This window comes from Legionella rubrilucens (assembly GCF_001468125.1).
GTDB classification, from domain to species: Bacteria; Pseudomonadota; Gammaproteobacteria; order Legionellales; family Legionellaceae; genus Legionella_C; species Legionella_C rubrilucens.
The window spans coordinates 1-13670 of the sequence record NZ_LNYT01000022.1; the positions used below are offsets into that span (position 1 = coordinate 1).

The window sequence follows — 13670 nt, forward strand, 5'->3', positions numbered from 1 at the left end:
AGCTATGAATCGCTTCATGATCGAATTCGGCGATAGAGTTAACCGATAACAGGACGGCTAGTTACACAGAATTCCGGACAGACTCGAAATAAAATAGCTTGTGGTTCTCAACTATTTTGAGAGTTGCTTAAATAGTTTAGCTACTTGATTCTTAACATATTGTAAATAATGTTTTTTTATAATAATCCGATCATTTTTACTTCCAAAATATCTACTCTGTCCTATGATTTGAGTAATACAGGCCTTATCTGATGCTTTTATAAATGATAATCGGCCATTAGCATGTAGAAGACAATTTCTAATTTTTTCGGCCCTAAGCAAACTTTGCCATTCGGAAGAACTTGTGTTTAATCCCTTCATCACAAGACTACGCTCAAAACGCTCTAACGAACCTCCGGTATCAGTATCTGAATCTGCATGAATAAAAAGCCACTCCTCGACATGAGAATACATCATCAAGAATACATTATCGGTTAAATATTCATTGTAGTTATGCAAGGCCGATTGAAATATCTTTTTTTGTAGCTCTAACTCTTTCGGGTCATCTTCCTGTTGCGATAACAGAGAAAGCCTATTCACCTCTTGCTCAATTAATGCCTTCGTTACATTATGGAAGTTAACAATATTATTTAAATTCACTTCTTGACTCCATAATTGAAGAACTTTGCGAGCGTCATTAGGATCTGTAATTATTTCTTTTGTCATGTTATTTGTCCCTTAATTCATTATGTTAGTTATAAATTTGCAAGTAGCTCGGCTGCTTGCAGCCGAGGAAAACAGCCTATCACTCCCAATGAAATAATAGACCATTTGAAGGCATGTAAAAAATAAACGGGACAAAAGGGACAAATGAGGCACCCCTACTGGAACTGAGCTATCGCAGTCCCCACCTCAAATTACCCAGGTGGGGCATAGGGGACATTTTTAGATTTGATCGCTAGCATCAACGATCGTGAAACAATGCCTTTTCTTTCTGTTTGTCACAGATACTTTGTATCTTTTGATAAAGCTGTGGGTGTTGGTTTTTGGCTTGATTTGCAAAGGCCTTATTAGTTAATAATTGCTGTAATATAGCTGTAATTTTTTGTCCGCTTTTTCAGCAAGTAGCCCGGGTGCTTGCAACCGGGAAAACCAGCAAGCGTAGCCTGGTTGCTTGCAACCAGGATTCCCTAGAACGAAGCTATTCCCATTTTTTAAAAAATGTTAAATTAACCTCAGCAAGTTTCTATGGAAAAGAACCTCATGGTCAATTACAGGCGAGATAAAACGCAGGGCGGTACTTATTTTTTTACATTGACCTTAAAAGATAGAAAATCAAATGTACTCACGAATTATGTATCAGCGCTTCGCCACTCATTTCGACAAGCACAAAAGAACAATCCATTTACTATCCATGCTGCGGTGGTATTACCCGATCATTTACACTTGATAATGGAGTTACCAGAGAAGGATACGGATTATTCAACCCGATTACGCCAAATAAAGACTTATTTTTTACGCGAAATAAAGTCATCTGAAGAATTATTATTAAAAAATCATCGAGGCGAATACAACGTATGGCAACGTCGATTTTGGGAGCATCGTATTCGAGATGAAACCGATTTTTATTCTCATGTTAACTACATTCATTTCAACCCTGTGAAACACGGATTAGTGAAGGAGGTGTTTGATTGGCCTTACTCAAGCTTCCATCGTTATGTTCGTGAAGGTCGATTGCCACGAGATTGGGGAGGGGTTTTTGAGGGAGCGTTGGGGGAATAATGAATCCTGGTTGCAAGCAACCAGGCTACGCTGTTTAGAAGGTATCTCAGATTTCATTGCATAGTTGTTAAAATTACAGGGACTCTGGGGGACAATTGGGGCAACCGCATATTTACTGGGCTTGTTACGTCCCCACCTCAAAATTCAAGATGGGGCACCAGGGACAATTATTTAAAAGCATGTTTCAATCGCCCCACTTTCAGGAGTTTTGCAGGATCTGGGATAGCAAGCGTAGGTCGGACGCTTCGCCCGACCTACGCTTGCTCAATATCAATGGAGTCTGGCCTTTATCCTTTATAATAGAGCCCATTTATTTCACATTTTAGTATTTCAATGTTCTTACAGCTTAGATTTTTTCTATTTACATTAATTCTGGTTCATTCATTAAAACTTAACGCAATTCCTCCATGGGAAGTGGTCGATGCATGCAGAAATAATAGGGTTATGGCTGCCGGTATGACTATTAAAAAGATGTTACAACCTAGTGCACATGGTTGGGATGATGGCGGTTTTTTTTGCGCTAAAGATAGATGCTATGTGGAAATAGAAGCTATCTCAGATAATATCCACTATGGAAGTTCAGAATGTCATGAGGATTCTTCATCACCTGTAAGCCAAAGATACCATGAAGAACCTTCAGTCTTTATCAATGGCTATAATTTATTATTAGAAAAAGCAATTAATCTTTCTATTAATCCTTACATTGGACCTGGGGGAGCGATATCAAGTCATGCTGAATGGTTGAAAATTGGATATAGGAATCATACTTATTTATGCATTGATGACGCTTTATCAGATTCGGGAGTTGGAGCAGCTCGTGTACAATATTATATCATTGAAAATGCGATGCCCTTTGATGTCCCAACTGTCTATTATTATTTGTTTGAAACAGACGTGATGCCCTTAACAATGAGCTGGCCTGAGCAACAAAAAATAATAAAAGAATTCCCTTTTTTCAAATTTTCAGAGGTAGAAGAAGATTTAAGATAATCAAACATAGTCAGCCCGTTTGCTTGCAAACGGGAAAACCAACCTGTCATTGCAAAAAAATAATAATTATTTGTAGGCATGTAAAAATACATGGGACAACTGGGACACTTATAACAAAGAGAGAATGCGTCCTTAACTTATAACTGTAGGTGAGGCATAAGGCACAAATCATTGTTTCGATGTATTAATAAAGGTACTGCTCTTATTGCACAAGACCAAACGATTACACTAAATCTTTTATATTCGGGATAGGGTTATATGTAAATGAGGGCTTGGGGAATCTCTTCGCGCATCGCCAGTATGCCTGACTTATTTGTTATTCCACGACAAATTTACCGCGATAACAGTAATTTTAATCAATTGATAATAAACAAATAGGAAAAAATCAGAAAATCAATCAAATTTACCACTATGACAGTAATTTATGGTGAATTATTGCAACGAAAGGCAATAAATAAATTTATTTTTATTATTTTTACTGCTATAACAGTAATATACAATTAATTTCTGGTGTCCCATGCCCAAACACGAAATTGCCAATTTAATCCATTATTACCGCAAACAAAGCGGCTTATCGCAACAGGAATTGGCTCGGTTAGCGGGGGTCGGCAAGACGGTTATCTATGATATTGAAAAAGGGAAAGAATCGGTGCGGCTAAATACATTGCTAAAAGTGTTCGATGTTTTAAATATCCAAATGAAATTTGAAACGCCTTTTCCTCAAACAACGGATAATAATACATGAGAAAAGCATACGTATCCGTGCATGGCATTAGAGCTGGAATATTAGAAGAATTAGAAGGTAAAAAATATCAATTTACTTACCTTAATGATTATCAGGGGGCACCCGTTTCTCTCACTATGCCGTTAACAAAGAGGCGCTATGATTTTGACGTATTTCCCCCTTTTTTTGAAGGATTGCTACCTGAAGGCATTATGCTTGAAGCATTATTACGCAAATATAAAATTGATAAAAATGATTATTTTAGCCAATTGCTAATAGTGGGCCAGGATGTCGTAGGCGCAGTGACGATTGAGGAACCAAGATGAAACACTGTCCTATTACTTACGAAAAGATCAGTGTTCACGAAAACTATTCGCAACGTGGATTGCATTTGCTTTCTCCTCAATTAAAAAATCTTAGTCCATTGGATTTAAGTGCTGATGAGCAGCGACAGGAAGCCATTGCTCGGGTAGGAAAGATGTCTGTTCAGGGCGTCCAAAGGAAACTGAGTGCCAAACTAAAGATTAAAGAGGGACGTTTTGAAATCGTTGATCAAAAAGGTCACTATATCTTAAAACCACAAAGTGATATTTATCCCGAATTGCCGGAAAATGAAGCCATTACTATGACCCTTGCAAAAACGCTAGGCCTCGAAGTTCCGGTTCATGGTTTAGTTTATTCTAAAGACAACAGTTTAACCTACTTCATTAAACGCTTTGATCGAATAGGCCATAATAAAAAGTTAGCTTTGGAGGATTTTGCACAGCTTTCAGGTGAAGATCGACATACAAAATATAAAAGTTCTATGGAAAAAGTAATTGCAATCATAGAACAGTTTTGTACATTCCCAAAAATTGAATTCGTGAAATTATTGAAGTTGACGTTGTTTAACTTCTTAGTCGGCAATGAAGACATGCATCTAAAAAATTTTTCCTTAATTACTAAGGATAGAAAAATTTCCATATCACCAGCCTACGATTTACTTAACTCAACCATCGCTCAAAAAAACACCAAAGAAGAACTGGCTTTACCTCTAAAAGGAAAAAAAAATAATTTAACAACAAGTGATTTTCTTAAATACTTTGCCTTTGAAAAATTAGGATTAAATCAGAACGTCATCGATGGGATCGTACAAGAGTTCCATCAGGTAATACCAAAATGGCAAGAGCTGATTGGTTTTAGTTTTTTATCTCAACCGATGCAGGAAAAATATCTCGAATTGCTGGAGCAACGGTGCAAGCGATTGGATTTTTTGATTAACTAGTGCGAACTGTAACCAAAGGAAACTCTCATCATAGGCAATAACGCTATAAATCAGCTATTGAGACTGAAGGGAAAACCTCCTGATGATTGGGTATTTAATTAATACAGTAGCGTGCAGCCTTTTTCTTCAAGTTCATGCAACCACTTAGGCAGTATAAGAAACTTATTGCATCTTAAGTCCAGTTTTTCGAGCTTATTTAGCTTTAACAGGTTCATAGGCAATTCTTTGAGGTTGTTGTTTCTTAGATCTAAATACAATAATTCAGATAACTCACCTACTTCTTCAATGAGCGACAGCAAATGATTATTACGAAGATTTAAAATTTTAAGGGACGTTAAGGCGCTCATGCTGTCAGGTAATGACTCAATACAGTTATCGGAGCAATCAAGGATTCTTAAGTCTTTCAAAGCCCCCAAAGATTTAGGAAGCGTTTTAAGCTGATTTTTCATGAAATGTATTTCTCTGAGCTTTTGACATTGATTGATAGAGCTCGGAATTTCTTCAATTTGATTGTGATACAGCCTAAGCTCTATAAGCTTTTTAAGATTCCCAATATTTTCAGGCAAGTATTTAATTTGGTTGCCTGAAAAATTTAAATATTTAAGTTGAGTTAACTGGGTAACTACTTCAGGAATAGACTTAAATTGATTATCAGCCATATACAGATATTTCGTGAGAGGCAGCTTTGCAAGCTGCCTAGGCAATGTAGATAATCTATTGCCATTCATATCCAAGGTCTGCAAACACTCCAAAGAACCAATTTGCTCAGGCAAAAACGTCAGTTGATTGGCTGAGGCATTGAGCTCAAGTAATGATTTGCAAGTCCATAATTCATCAGGTAGTTCTTTAAGCAGATTATTGTAAAGACTAATCCCCTCTAAACTTTCCAAACCACTTAAAAAGTCGTGAGGTAAATGCTCTAATTGGTTTGAGTCCAAATTGAGGCGATTATTAAAAGCCGTTTTGTTTAACATAGTAACCTTAAACCCAACTATAAAATTCTATACTCGTTTTTTTGGTGCATAGGAGCCATAAAATACCCATTGTATCAATAGACATTGCGAACTCTATTAAGAAGAAGTTGCCTAATGCAATCCGTGTATCCTACTCTAAAAGCAGTATTTCAACTGTCTGATGATGCCATCAATATCCGTCTTTTTGCTCATGAACCTCATCGCTTTGCTTCCACCGTAAACGGGTATTTTCCCCCTCACACGACGAAGGACCTCACCAACAAAATAATATGGCAAGTGAATGCTCTGGACTTCCAGCTTTTCAAAGCAAGGTATACGGGCGAAGCCCTACTCGCCAGGTTACTTGCTGCTTTGCAGAAAGCAACCTCAATCAGAGGATACTCTTTCAATCGTGTTTTTATGTGGAAAATTAATGAACAATATCACGCCCGGTTTGTCGGCATGAACCTTTATCGCAATGCCATTTACATGACCTTGGCCCGTGAAAATCTCAAGCAAAAAATATTATACCCTGAGAAGGCTCGTTAATTTAGCAGGTGATTTTTTAAAATTTTTGGTATATATTGTTTGCTTTTTACCTTAATTGTTTTTTTGGAAGTCATTATGATCCGTGGTTCTTTACTAGAAGGCAATGATATCGATCTCGAATTCAGGAAAGCTGCCGCCTCCGGGACGCATAAAGATATGAAATTTATGCGTAGTGTCATTACAAAAGTAAGAGTGAATGAACCAGGTCCTACATCAGGTATGACAGCCTTACATCAAGCCTGTAAGTATGGCAAAATAAACGCCGTTAATTTCTTGCTGGCCCATGGTGCCAATCCTGATTTAAAAGATGCAACAAATAAAACAGCCTTTGATTACGCAGATGACAAAGAAGTCATTGAATCCTTGCAATTATTTAATTTAGGAAAACGTGTATCTAAGCCAGTTAACACTGTTTATTCCGAGAAGCCCGATGAGAGCTCGGATAAGATTTTTGACCAACTTACTGAACAAATCACCAAGAATACAGTAGAGGCTCTTGAAAGGATAAAGAACCAAGGCATTCAGATAATAAATGACGCTGCAGAAGGCCTTTCTGATGATGGGCGTGAACGCTTTATTCCAACCCAATTACCCGCATTTAATGAAAGGATCGAATATTTATTTGGCTTAATACACACTTGTAATGTCTTGTCTTCAGTGCCCAAAGCTTTTCGTAAAGGTTATTGTGACATTATCGCTTCTTCAATATTTTGCTTATTGTTTAAAGAACAGATGCGCGTGGAAAAATTTGTCGTAATTGCTAGTAATGGCACTCATGTTTTTGTAGTTCTAAACAGGAACGAGTCATCCGATGTAAAAAATCCGGATACGTGGGGAACTAATGCTTATTTAATCAATTGGCATGATCAGGTTTATCCTGCACAACAAAGACCAGAGGGCAGCATTTTAAACGAATTAAAATATTCTCAACAAATATTGGTAATGAGCAATCAAAGACCTCCTATGCGCCCTAAGCTAAGCAAAGAATTCGCAGAATTCACAGATTCTCAAATCACGGATTGGGAAAATAAATTATGTAGCCTGTCGCCTGTTAAATTGGATGAGGAAGTGGGAATTGAAATGCAGAAAAGTGAAGAAGAATCCAATTTAGGCGGTATTCAAGGTATTGTTAATTACTGTGTCATCTCTTAATGTCAAAATTTGCAACAGTTCAAAAGGTAATCAAAAAATTGAATATCCTAATCTGGATCTAGCCAGCGTAGCCTGGGAGCAACCCGTATCCCAGGCTACTTGCTGAGGCAAAAACCAATCCAGAGCCTATGGAATCCATGTAATTGTACCGGTACTGGCAGGATCATTTGCAGTATTAGGCATGCTGTTAGTAAAGATAGCGCCCGTATAATTAATCGTAGTCGAGGTGTTTACACCAGCCAGTGCATAGGCATAAATTCCCCCGGCATTATTATTTAAAAAAGTGGTTCCACTTAAATCACTGATATTAATAATACTATTGGTTATCGCGCCGCCATCGAACCCATTTGAAATCCAAAGCGCTGGGGCACCATTCGTGGTATTGCTAATTGTAGAATGGGTGGCGGCCAGATTAATTGCTCCTTGCCCTAAAGACCAAACACCAATATTTCCAAAAGGAAAAGGGGGTCCGATGTTGTCTCCACTGCTATTAAAAATTGAATTTTGTATTGATACATTAACTGTATCACCAAGATTTGGATTGAGGTCGCCATTGACCACCAGTAAACCAAACGTATTCCCTGCACTGGAGGTACTGTTAATAAAGTTAAAATTTATAATTCCACTATTGTTGGCCTGGAGGTATATATTTCCTGTATTACTCAGCTGACCGTTATTTTGAATTAAAGAATTTTCGACTGTTACATTAATTACACCACCAAAACCGACTGATCCATCCCCATTCCCCTGATTACGGATTTCAAACCCACTGTTTCCACCCGATCCAGATCCGGTTAGAGTTAAATTGCTAATAGAGGCATTTATCTGTCCACTCGACTGATTCACAAAACTTATACCCGTATTAGAGTTATTATTATTAAGATTAATTTGTAATTGGTTTGCCGTAAAAGTGACCGTCCCTGCCCCTGTGTTCGTTAACTGAATACCGCCGGGTTGTGTTCCTTGAAAATCAAATGTGCTATCGGCCGTAATGGTAGAGTTTTCGATACGGAGGTTATTTGAACTTCCCGTGGAATATATGACCATATTATTATTACTGAAGGTTGAATCAGTAATGCTTAAATCGCCATTATTGGGAAGATAGATAGCGGTTCTAAAATTGGAAAAAGTACTATTATTTATCGTGGTATCCGTAAAACCACCATCCATGAATATCCCTACGCCAGGATTAAGACCACTTTCAAAATTGGTGGAAAATTGTAAATCAGAAAAAGTACTGGTCGCGCCATTAACGCCAAGATGGAAAATCTGATAACCGTCGGTATTATTCACTAAAAATAAAGTAGGCCTGTCATTTCCAGAAGCAACCGTGGAGTAGTCCAACGATCTGCCATAAAAATTTTGCCCATCATAAGGTTTTAAACCATCAAAGACGGTAACCTCATAGGTAGTACCAACGCCTCCTTGCAGATAAAGACGTGCGTCATTGGGGGATGACGTATGAATATCATCCAGGGTTGATTGGGCCAAAGGGGCAGGATTACCGTAAGTGCCATCTCCTGTTCCATCTGGAGAAATAAAATAGACATTCGAGTATTCTAATGATGTGGATATTGTACCGTAATCTCTATAAAGCACACTTTTTTGATCATAAGTGCCTGCGCCTGTAGCAATAATACCAATATGGCGTTGTACTGGATCCAATCCTCTATCGTGAATATCATTTGATAAAACATTAACACTGCCGCCAAAGACTAAATTAAGTCCCACTCCTACAGTGTACTTATTGATCTGATCATAACTATTAAATAACGAAAAACTCAGTGTTTTGTGAATTGGCTGATTCCAGCCAGCCGCGACACCGCCAATGTTTTTAGTATTGTATTGGGCTGGAGGATGGTAATAGTAACCACCAAGATAAATATGAGAACGTAACTTTTCTTTTACAGCAAAACTGTAGCCTAATGCGGCATCGAATCCATTACCAATAACAACATTGTTGGAAATCAGTTGCTGATTAAATGTTAATTGGGTGTATTGATTATGCGTGCCGAGTTCAAATTGATCAACTTGACTGGCTAAGGTTTGTTCGATAGTTGCAGAGTCCAGTGCTTTTCGATGATTGGCAAAATAACCATTAAGATGGAAATCCCAGCGTGTACTGATTAACTCTAATCCCGGACTTATCACCCAAAAATTTTTATTTAAGTTGGTATGATCATAATCGCCAAATAGATATCCACCAACGATTACATCACGTACAATTCTTCTATACCCTATTCCCGGGCTGATTAAATAGGTATTGTCGGTACCATATCTTCCTAACAAATCCCCATAAATGAATTTTTCTTCTCCACCTATGAGGGGTAACATCCCATCCCCGCCAAACAAGCCAAGATCGGTGATTGCAGCAGTACCGAGGATACGACCAGACGATGGCAATGGTTGGCTCGATTGCCCTGAAGAGAATGCGGATGAGGTGACTTCTGGCATCTGAGCATGGCATAAATCGTTGCATAGAAAGAAAACAGCACAACAGCCGATAATTCGTCTTATCATTAGCCCTCAGTCCTTTGAAGCATCACATACTATTTTCCTAATGTGTTGAAATTGTAATGTAACTTCTACACCAGAAGAATGTTCACAGGTTTCTAAGAGGTTTAATGAAATAGTTTTACACCCAGGGAGAGGGGCTTCGCGCCCCCAGGTTACTGGCTATCAGCTACTTCCATTTTACCGTGTAGGAATAATTCTTCCAGCGTAACTCAGCGGTCGTGCCTGCTGATATTGAGGTCACTCCTGCAGGGGTTCCCGTATAAATGACATCCCCCGCTTTTAGGGGAAAAAATCGACTGATATAAACCAGCAAATCGTCTGGAGGCATTATCATGTCTGCCCCTTTGGCGCATTGCCTTAAGGTTCCATCCAGGAGTAATTGGAATTCAGCGCTCAGATAGTCATTAACGTGTTGATAAGGAATCCAGGGACCAAGAATAGCCGCATCCTTGAACACTTTGGATGTAGTCCATGGATGCCCTTGTTTCTTAAGCTGCGTTTGGCGGGCTCTTAGAGTCATATCAAGACCAAGAGTGACATCCGCAATAGCGTCTCTCGCTTCGTCAATTGTCATTTGATAGCCATCCTGAGCGAGACGAAGCACCATTTCACATTCTGGTTGCACCTCCGTGTCTTCATGAGGGAAATCAACCTGAATTTGCTCCCCCCAAGCAGAGGCTTGTCTAAGAACACTCGCTGGTTTCAAAAAAAGCACCGGTTTTTCTGGTACTTCATCGCCTAGTTCCCGGGCATGGGCCAGGTAATTTTTTCCTACACAGACTATTTTGTCAAAAGACATCATTTATACCTTACGAATGGAGGACAACAACTCATGGAGCAATGAAATTTTATCCTATTCTTATAACTCTATTTAAAACTAAGTTTAAAAGGGGAAAGACACAAGCCGAACATTATGGTGAAAACTGGAATAAAACCATTCTTTAGCACTGCTTTACAAGACCCCATTCCATGCTATTTGCTTGCTGGTGCGTCCAGGCCAATATGAAAGCATCTAGATGCTATACTGAATAGCATAAACATTACATACCCATTAATGCATTTGGGAAATCGATTACTAAGGGTTGCATCTATGTATCAATTATTTAATAAGATTGCCGAAAAATACAATAAGTACAGAATGAAATCACCCTATCTTTATATCTGTGAACTCGACAAAGCAATGGATAAATTGAAGGACGCTGTTTATCAACAAAAAAATGAGAAAGAACTAATAAAATCAACTGAGAAAGTACTACACTTGGCGGGGAAATTGTCTTTAACAGATGCTGTTGCTAATTATCATGCACCTTCAAGAGATAAAAGCTCACGTAATTGTGCCGTTGTAGCCACTGCATATGGGTGTGTGACGGCGGCTTTAGAAGGAACTAATGACTTCAGTGATTGGTTAGAAAAATATCTAAAAGCGTCTCGTGTTGCCCAGGGATTAGATAACTTTAAGGAGATGGAGTATTATGGGCACTTACTTGATATCAGCATCCATGGAAAATTTTCGCGCAAAGATGCACCCGAGACACTATCTGATACTGTTGAAAACCATGATTCCCCATCAAAGGACCTTTAATCCGTCTAACCATAAACCAGCGCAGCCTGGGAGGAGGACGATAAGATAATCACAGCAGCTTCCAGCCGCTTTAAACCGCCCCGCAGCTAAGACAATAGCCTTTTGAATCATCGACTAAGGTTTTTTTTCAAAAATGACCAATGTTGAATAGTAAAAAACCGCTTTGGTTTTTTTAATGAAAACCGGTTTAAAGTTATACTTTTTTGCCAGATTAATAAACGGCTTCATTTTCAATAGGTGGGCACGGGTTGCTTTTTTTGCTCCTGGAAAAAACCCACCTAATTTTTTCCAGCCAGCAAAAAAAATGCTGTAGGGAGCAAAACTAATAATCACCATGTGATTGCCTAACTGAAATAGTTTATCGACCATTTGCTCGGCAACTTCCTGCGGATAATGAAAAATAACATCGAGACAAATGACATTATCAAATTTTCCTTGTAAGTCTTCTAAATTGGAAACGGTAAAATGGGTCTCGGTCTTTAAATTACCCTGTTGTTGATAGCGACTTTTTGCCTCATTAACCATGGCCTGTGAAATATCCGATGCAAAAATAGCGGAGGGCTCTTGTTTACTCAGTTCAATAGCAACCATACCCACGCCACACCCCGCGTCACAAAAACGTTTACCCCTGATATTATTCGTCTCAGTCAGATACTTAATCAGGCTATCAATGATCTGATTATGACCCTTCCTGATAATTTTTTGAACGAAATTCGCCTTATCGCTGTTGCTGTAAATTAATTTCCACCGATCAAATCCGGTTTGATTGAAATAATCCGCTGTTTGGATTAATGCCTCCTGATGCGTCTTTTCTCTTGGCGCTTCGGCTAAAGACCTGCGGGGGGGCATTAAATTTTTTGTGACGGAATCCTGCAACGTTTCTTCAGCGGCAGACAGGGTTTTGTCAATTTCATCCTGACCGTGGCAAATGGAAACAAATCCCGCCTCAAACATCGACGGCGCGAGGTATATTCCTTTATCCAACATGCCATGAAAGAAACAATTAAACAGGGCTTCGTTGCCTTCGGCAATATCGGAAAAATGAGCAATTTCCTTTTTAGGATTAAAAAAGAAACCAAACATCCCGCCTCTCGAGAGCGCATGCAGTGGGATCCCCAAACGATCTCCCAGTTCATTCAATCCCTGAACCAGAATGTTGGTCGTTTTAGAGAGGCGGGCAAAAAATCCCGGGGTAGCCAATTGATTAATCGTGGCTAAGCCAATTGTCATCACTAACGGATTGCCAGACAAAGTTCCTGCCTGATAAACACCGCCCAAAGGGGCCAAGTAATCCATGATTTCTGCTCGACCACCCAAAGCACCGACAGGCATCCCACCGCCGATGACTTTTCCAAGCGTTGTTAAATCCGGTTTAACATTGAAAAGTGCTTGCGCACCACCCAAAGCCACCCGAAATCCGGTCATCACTTCATCAAAGAGCAGTAAAGCGCCGTATTGATCACACAAGGCTCTGAGGCCTTGTAAAAATCCTTCCTGAGGCAATACAAACCCCATGTTGCCACAGACAGGCTCTACAATGACCGCGGCAATATCATGGCCATTATTTTTAAAAAGCAACACCACTTCATCCAACTGATTATAATCAGCGATCAGGGTATGCTCAGTGACACTCGCAGGAACACCCGGAGTTGAGGGAATACCCAAAGTCAATACACCTGAACCGGCTTTTGCCAGTAAAAAGTCACTATGGCCATGATAACAGCCTTTGAATTTTATAATTTTATTTCGACCGGTATATCCGCGAGCCAGGCGCAGGGCAGTCATCGTCGCCTCGGTGCCGGAATTCATGAAACGGATTTTCTCCATGGAGGGCATTAATTCAATGATTCGTTTCCCTAACTCTATTTCTTGCACGGAAGGTGCGCCAAAACTTAAAAAATGCCCCACCGCTTCTCGGGCTGCCTCCACAACCGCTGGGTTACAATGCCCTAAAATCATAGATCCCCATGACCCTACATAATCAATGTATTCTTTGCCATCGACATCGATTAAATAAGCACCCCGTCCTTCTTTAAAAAATACCGGTGTTCCACCAACAGACTTAAACGCTCTGACCGGTGAATTGACTCCACCAGGAAAAAGAGCCTGCGCCTGCTCAAATAACTGAGAAGATAAGGTCATGACCTAGCCTCCAACTAAGCTCCAGTTTTACATCTA

13 protein-coding genes and 1 pseudogene are annotated in these 13670 nt (G+C 39.4%); 8 read left to right on the forward strand and 6 right to left on the reverse strand.

Annotated elements, in window-relative coordinates; translation table 11 throughout:
• Positions 1–111: 111 nt before the first annotated feature.
• Positions 112–705, reverse strand: coding sequence for a hypothetical protein (locus Lrub_RS11675; protein WP_058532301.1), 594 nt, complete (start codon positions 703–705; stop codon positions 112–114).
• Between the two features lie 522 nt (positions 706–1227).
• Between Lrub_RS11675 and Lrub_RS11680 the strand changes: the two genes are divergently transcribed.
• The 5 genes from Lrub_RS11680 to Lrub_RS11700 all read left to right on the forward strand — a co-directional run bounded on the left by Lrub_RS11680 (position 1228) and on the right by Lrub_RS11700 (position 4739).
• Entirely contained in the window at positions 1228–1761 is a 534-nt protein-coding gene (locus tag Lrub_RS11680; protein WP_272946956.1) for an REP-associated tyrosine transposase, read from the forward strand.
• A 333-nt stretch (positions 1762–2094) separates the two neighbouring features.
• Positions 2095–2751 (forward strand): hypothetical protein, encoded by a 657-nt coding sequence (locus Lrub_RS11685; RefSeq protein WP_058532302.1) that lies wholly within the window; start codon positions 2095–2097, stop codon positions 2749–2751.
• A 517-nt stretch (positions 2752–3268) separates the two neighbouring features.
• Positions 3269–3496, forward strand: coding sequence for a helix-turn-helix transcriptional regulator (locus tag Lrub_RS11690; RefSeq protein ID WP_058532303.1), 228 nt, complete (start codon positions 3269–3271; stop codon positions 3494–3496).
• On the forward strand, positions 3493–3801 hold the full coding sequence (locus Lrub_RS11695) for a HipA N-terminal domain-containing protein (protein WP_058532304.1): 309 nt from the start codon (positions 3493–3495) through the stop codon (positions 3799–3801). Before Lrub_RS11690 ends, Lrub_RS11695 begins: the two co-directional genes overlap by 4 nt.
• Positions 3798–4739, forward strand: coding sequence for a lpg2370 family Dot/Icm T4SS effector (locus Lrub_RS11700; RefSeq protein WP_058532305.1), 942 nt, complete (start codon positions 3798–3800; stop codon positions 4737–4739). The genes Lrub_RS11695 and Lrub_RS11700 overlap by 4 nt, the downstream gene beginning before the upstream one ends.
• Before the next feature lie 98 nt (positions 4740–4837).
• Here Lrub_RS11700 and Lrub_RS11705 read toward each other — a convergent pair whose 3' ends face one another.
• Positions 4838–5713 carry a leucine-rich repeat domain-containing protein gene (locus tag Lrub_RS11705; protein WP_058532306.1) on the reverse strand — a complete coding sequence of 292 codons (876 nt, stop codon included), beginning with the start codon at positions 5711–5713 and terminating at the stop codon, positions 4838–4840.
• Between the two features lie 114 nt (positions 5714–5827).
• On the opposite strand from Lrub_RS11705, the gene Lrub_RS11710 reads away from it, so the two are divergent.
• Positions 5828–6241, forward strand: coding sequence for a hypothetical protein (locus Lrub_RS11710; RefSeq protein WP_058532307.1), 414 nt, complete (start codon positions 5828–5830; stop codon positions 6239–6241).
• A gap of 75 nt (positions 6242–6316) precedes the next feature.
• Entirely contained in the window at positions 6317–7393 is a 1077-nt protein-coding gene (locus Lrub_RS11715; RefSeq protein WP_133134030.1) for an ankyrin repeat domain-containing protein, read from the forward strand.
• Between the two features lie 126 nt (positions 7394–7519).
• Here Lrub_RS11715 and Lrub_RS11720 read toward each other — a convergent pair whose 3' ends face one another.
• A complete protein-coding gene (locus Lrub_RS11720) occupies positions 7520–9847 on the reverse strand; it encodes an autotransporter outer membrane beta-barrel domain-containing protein (protein ID WP_133134029.1) in 2328 nt (775 codons plus the stop codon).
• Positions 9848–10076: 229 nt separating this feature from the next.
• Positions 10077–10712 carry a fumarylacetoacetate hydrolase family protein gene (locus Lrub_RS11725; RefSeq protein WP_058532310.1) on the reverse strand — a complete coding sequence of 212 codons (636 nt, stop codon included), beginning with the start codon at positions 10710–10712 and terminating at the stop codon, positions 10077–10079.
• A gap of 252 nt (positions 10713–10964) precedes the next feature.
• Here Lrub_RS11725 and Lrub_RS11730 point away from each other — a divergent pair, with 252 nt between their 5' ends.
• Complete coding sequence (locus tag Lrub_RS11730; protein ID WP_133134028.1) at positions 10965–11492, forward strand: hypothetical protein; 528 nt, start codon at positions 10965–10967, stop codon at positions 11490–11492.
• Between the two features lie 114 nt (positions 11493–11606).
• On the opposite strand, the gene bchM is transcribed toward Lrub_RS11730, so the two are convergent.
• Entirely contained in the window at positions 11607–12341 is a 735-nt protein-coding gene (gene bchM / locus Lrub_RS15155) for a magnesium protoporphyrin IX methyltransferase (RefSeq protein ID WP_237760824.1), read from the reverse strand.
• Between the two features lie 24 nt (positions 12342–12365).
• A pseudogene (gene hemL, locus Lrub_RS15160) lies at positions 12366–13634 on the reverse strand (glutamate-1-semialdehyde 2,1-aminomutase); the annotation flags it as partial.
• Between the last annotated feature and the right edge of the window lie 36 nt (positions 13635–13670).

What these genes read in the sequence shown, in the direction of transcription:
- Lrub_RS11695 (WP_058532304.1), top strand. Translation starts at nt 3,493, where the DNA reads ATGAGAAAAGCATACGTATCCGTGCATGGCATTAGAGCTGGAATATTA.
- bchM (WP_237760824.1), bottom strand. Translation starts at nt 12,341, where the DNA reads ATGCCCCCCCGCAGGTCTTTAGCCGAAGCGCCAAGAGAAAAGACGCAT.
- Lrub_RS11675 (WP_058532301.1), bottom strand. Translation starts at nt 705, where the DNA reads ATGACAAAAGAAATAATTACAGATCCTAATGACGCTCGCAAAGTTCTT.
- Lrub_RS11705 (WP_058532306.1), bottom strand. Translation starts at nt 5,713, where the DNA reads ATGTTAAACAAAACGGCTTTTAATAATCGCCTCAATTTGGACTCAAAC.
- Lrub_RS11715 (WP_133134030.1), top strand. Translation starts at nt 6,317, where the DNA reads ATGATCCGTGGTTCTTTACTAGAAGGCAATGATATCGATCTCGAATTC.
- Lrub_RS11700 (WP_058532305.1), top strand. Translation starts at nt 3,798, where the DNA reads ATGAAACACTGTCCTATTACTTACGAAAAGATCAGTGTTCACGAAAAC.
- Lrub_RS11690 (WP_058532303.1), top strand. Translation starts at nt 3,269, where the DNA reads ATGCCCAAACACGAAATTGCCAATTTAATCCATTATTACCGCAAACAA.
- Lrub_RS11680 (WP_272946956.1), top strand. Translation starts at nt 1,228, where the DNA reads ATGGAAAAGAACCTCATGGTCAATTACAGGCGAGATAAAACGCAGGGC.
- Lrub_RS11685 (WP_058532302.1), top strand. Translation starts at nt 2,095, where the DNA reads ATGTTCTTACAGCTTAGATTTTTTCTATTTACATTAATTCTGGTTCAT.
- Lrub_RS11725 (WP_058532310.1), bottom strand. Translation starts at nt 10,712, where the DNA reads ATGATGTCTTTTGACAAAATAGTCTGTGTAGGAAAAAATTACCTGGCC.
- Lrub_RS11720 (WP_133134029.1), bottom strand. Translation starts at nt 9,847, where the DNA reads ATGCCAGAAGTCACCTCATCCGCATTCTCTTCAGGGCAATCGAGCCAA.
- Lrub_RS11730 (WP_133134028.1), top strand. Translation starts at nt 10,965, where the DNA reads ATGCATTTGGGAAATCGATTACTAAGGGTTGCATCTATGTATCAATTA.
- Lrub_RS11710 (WP_058532307.1), top strand. Translation starts at nt 5,828, where the DNA reads ATGCAATCCGTGTATCCTACTCTAAAAGCAGTATTTCAACTGTCTGAT.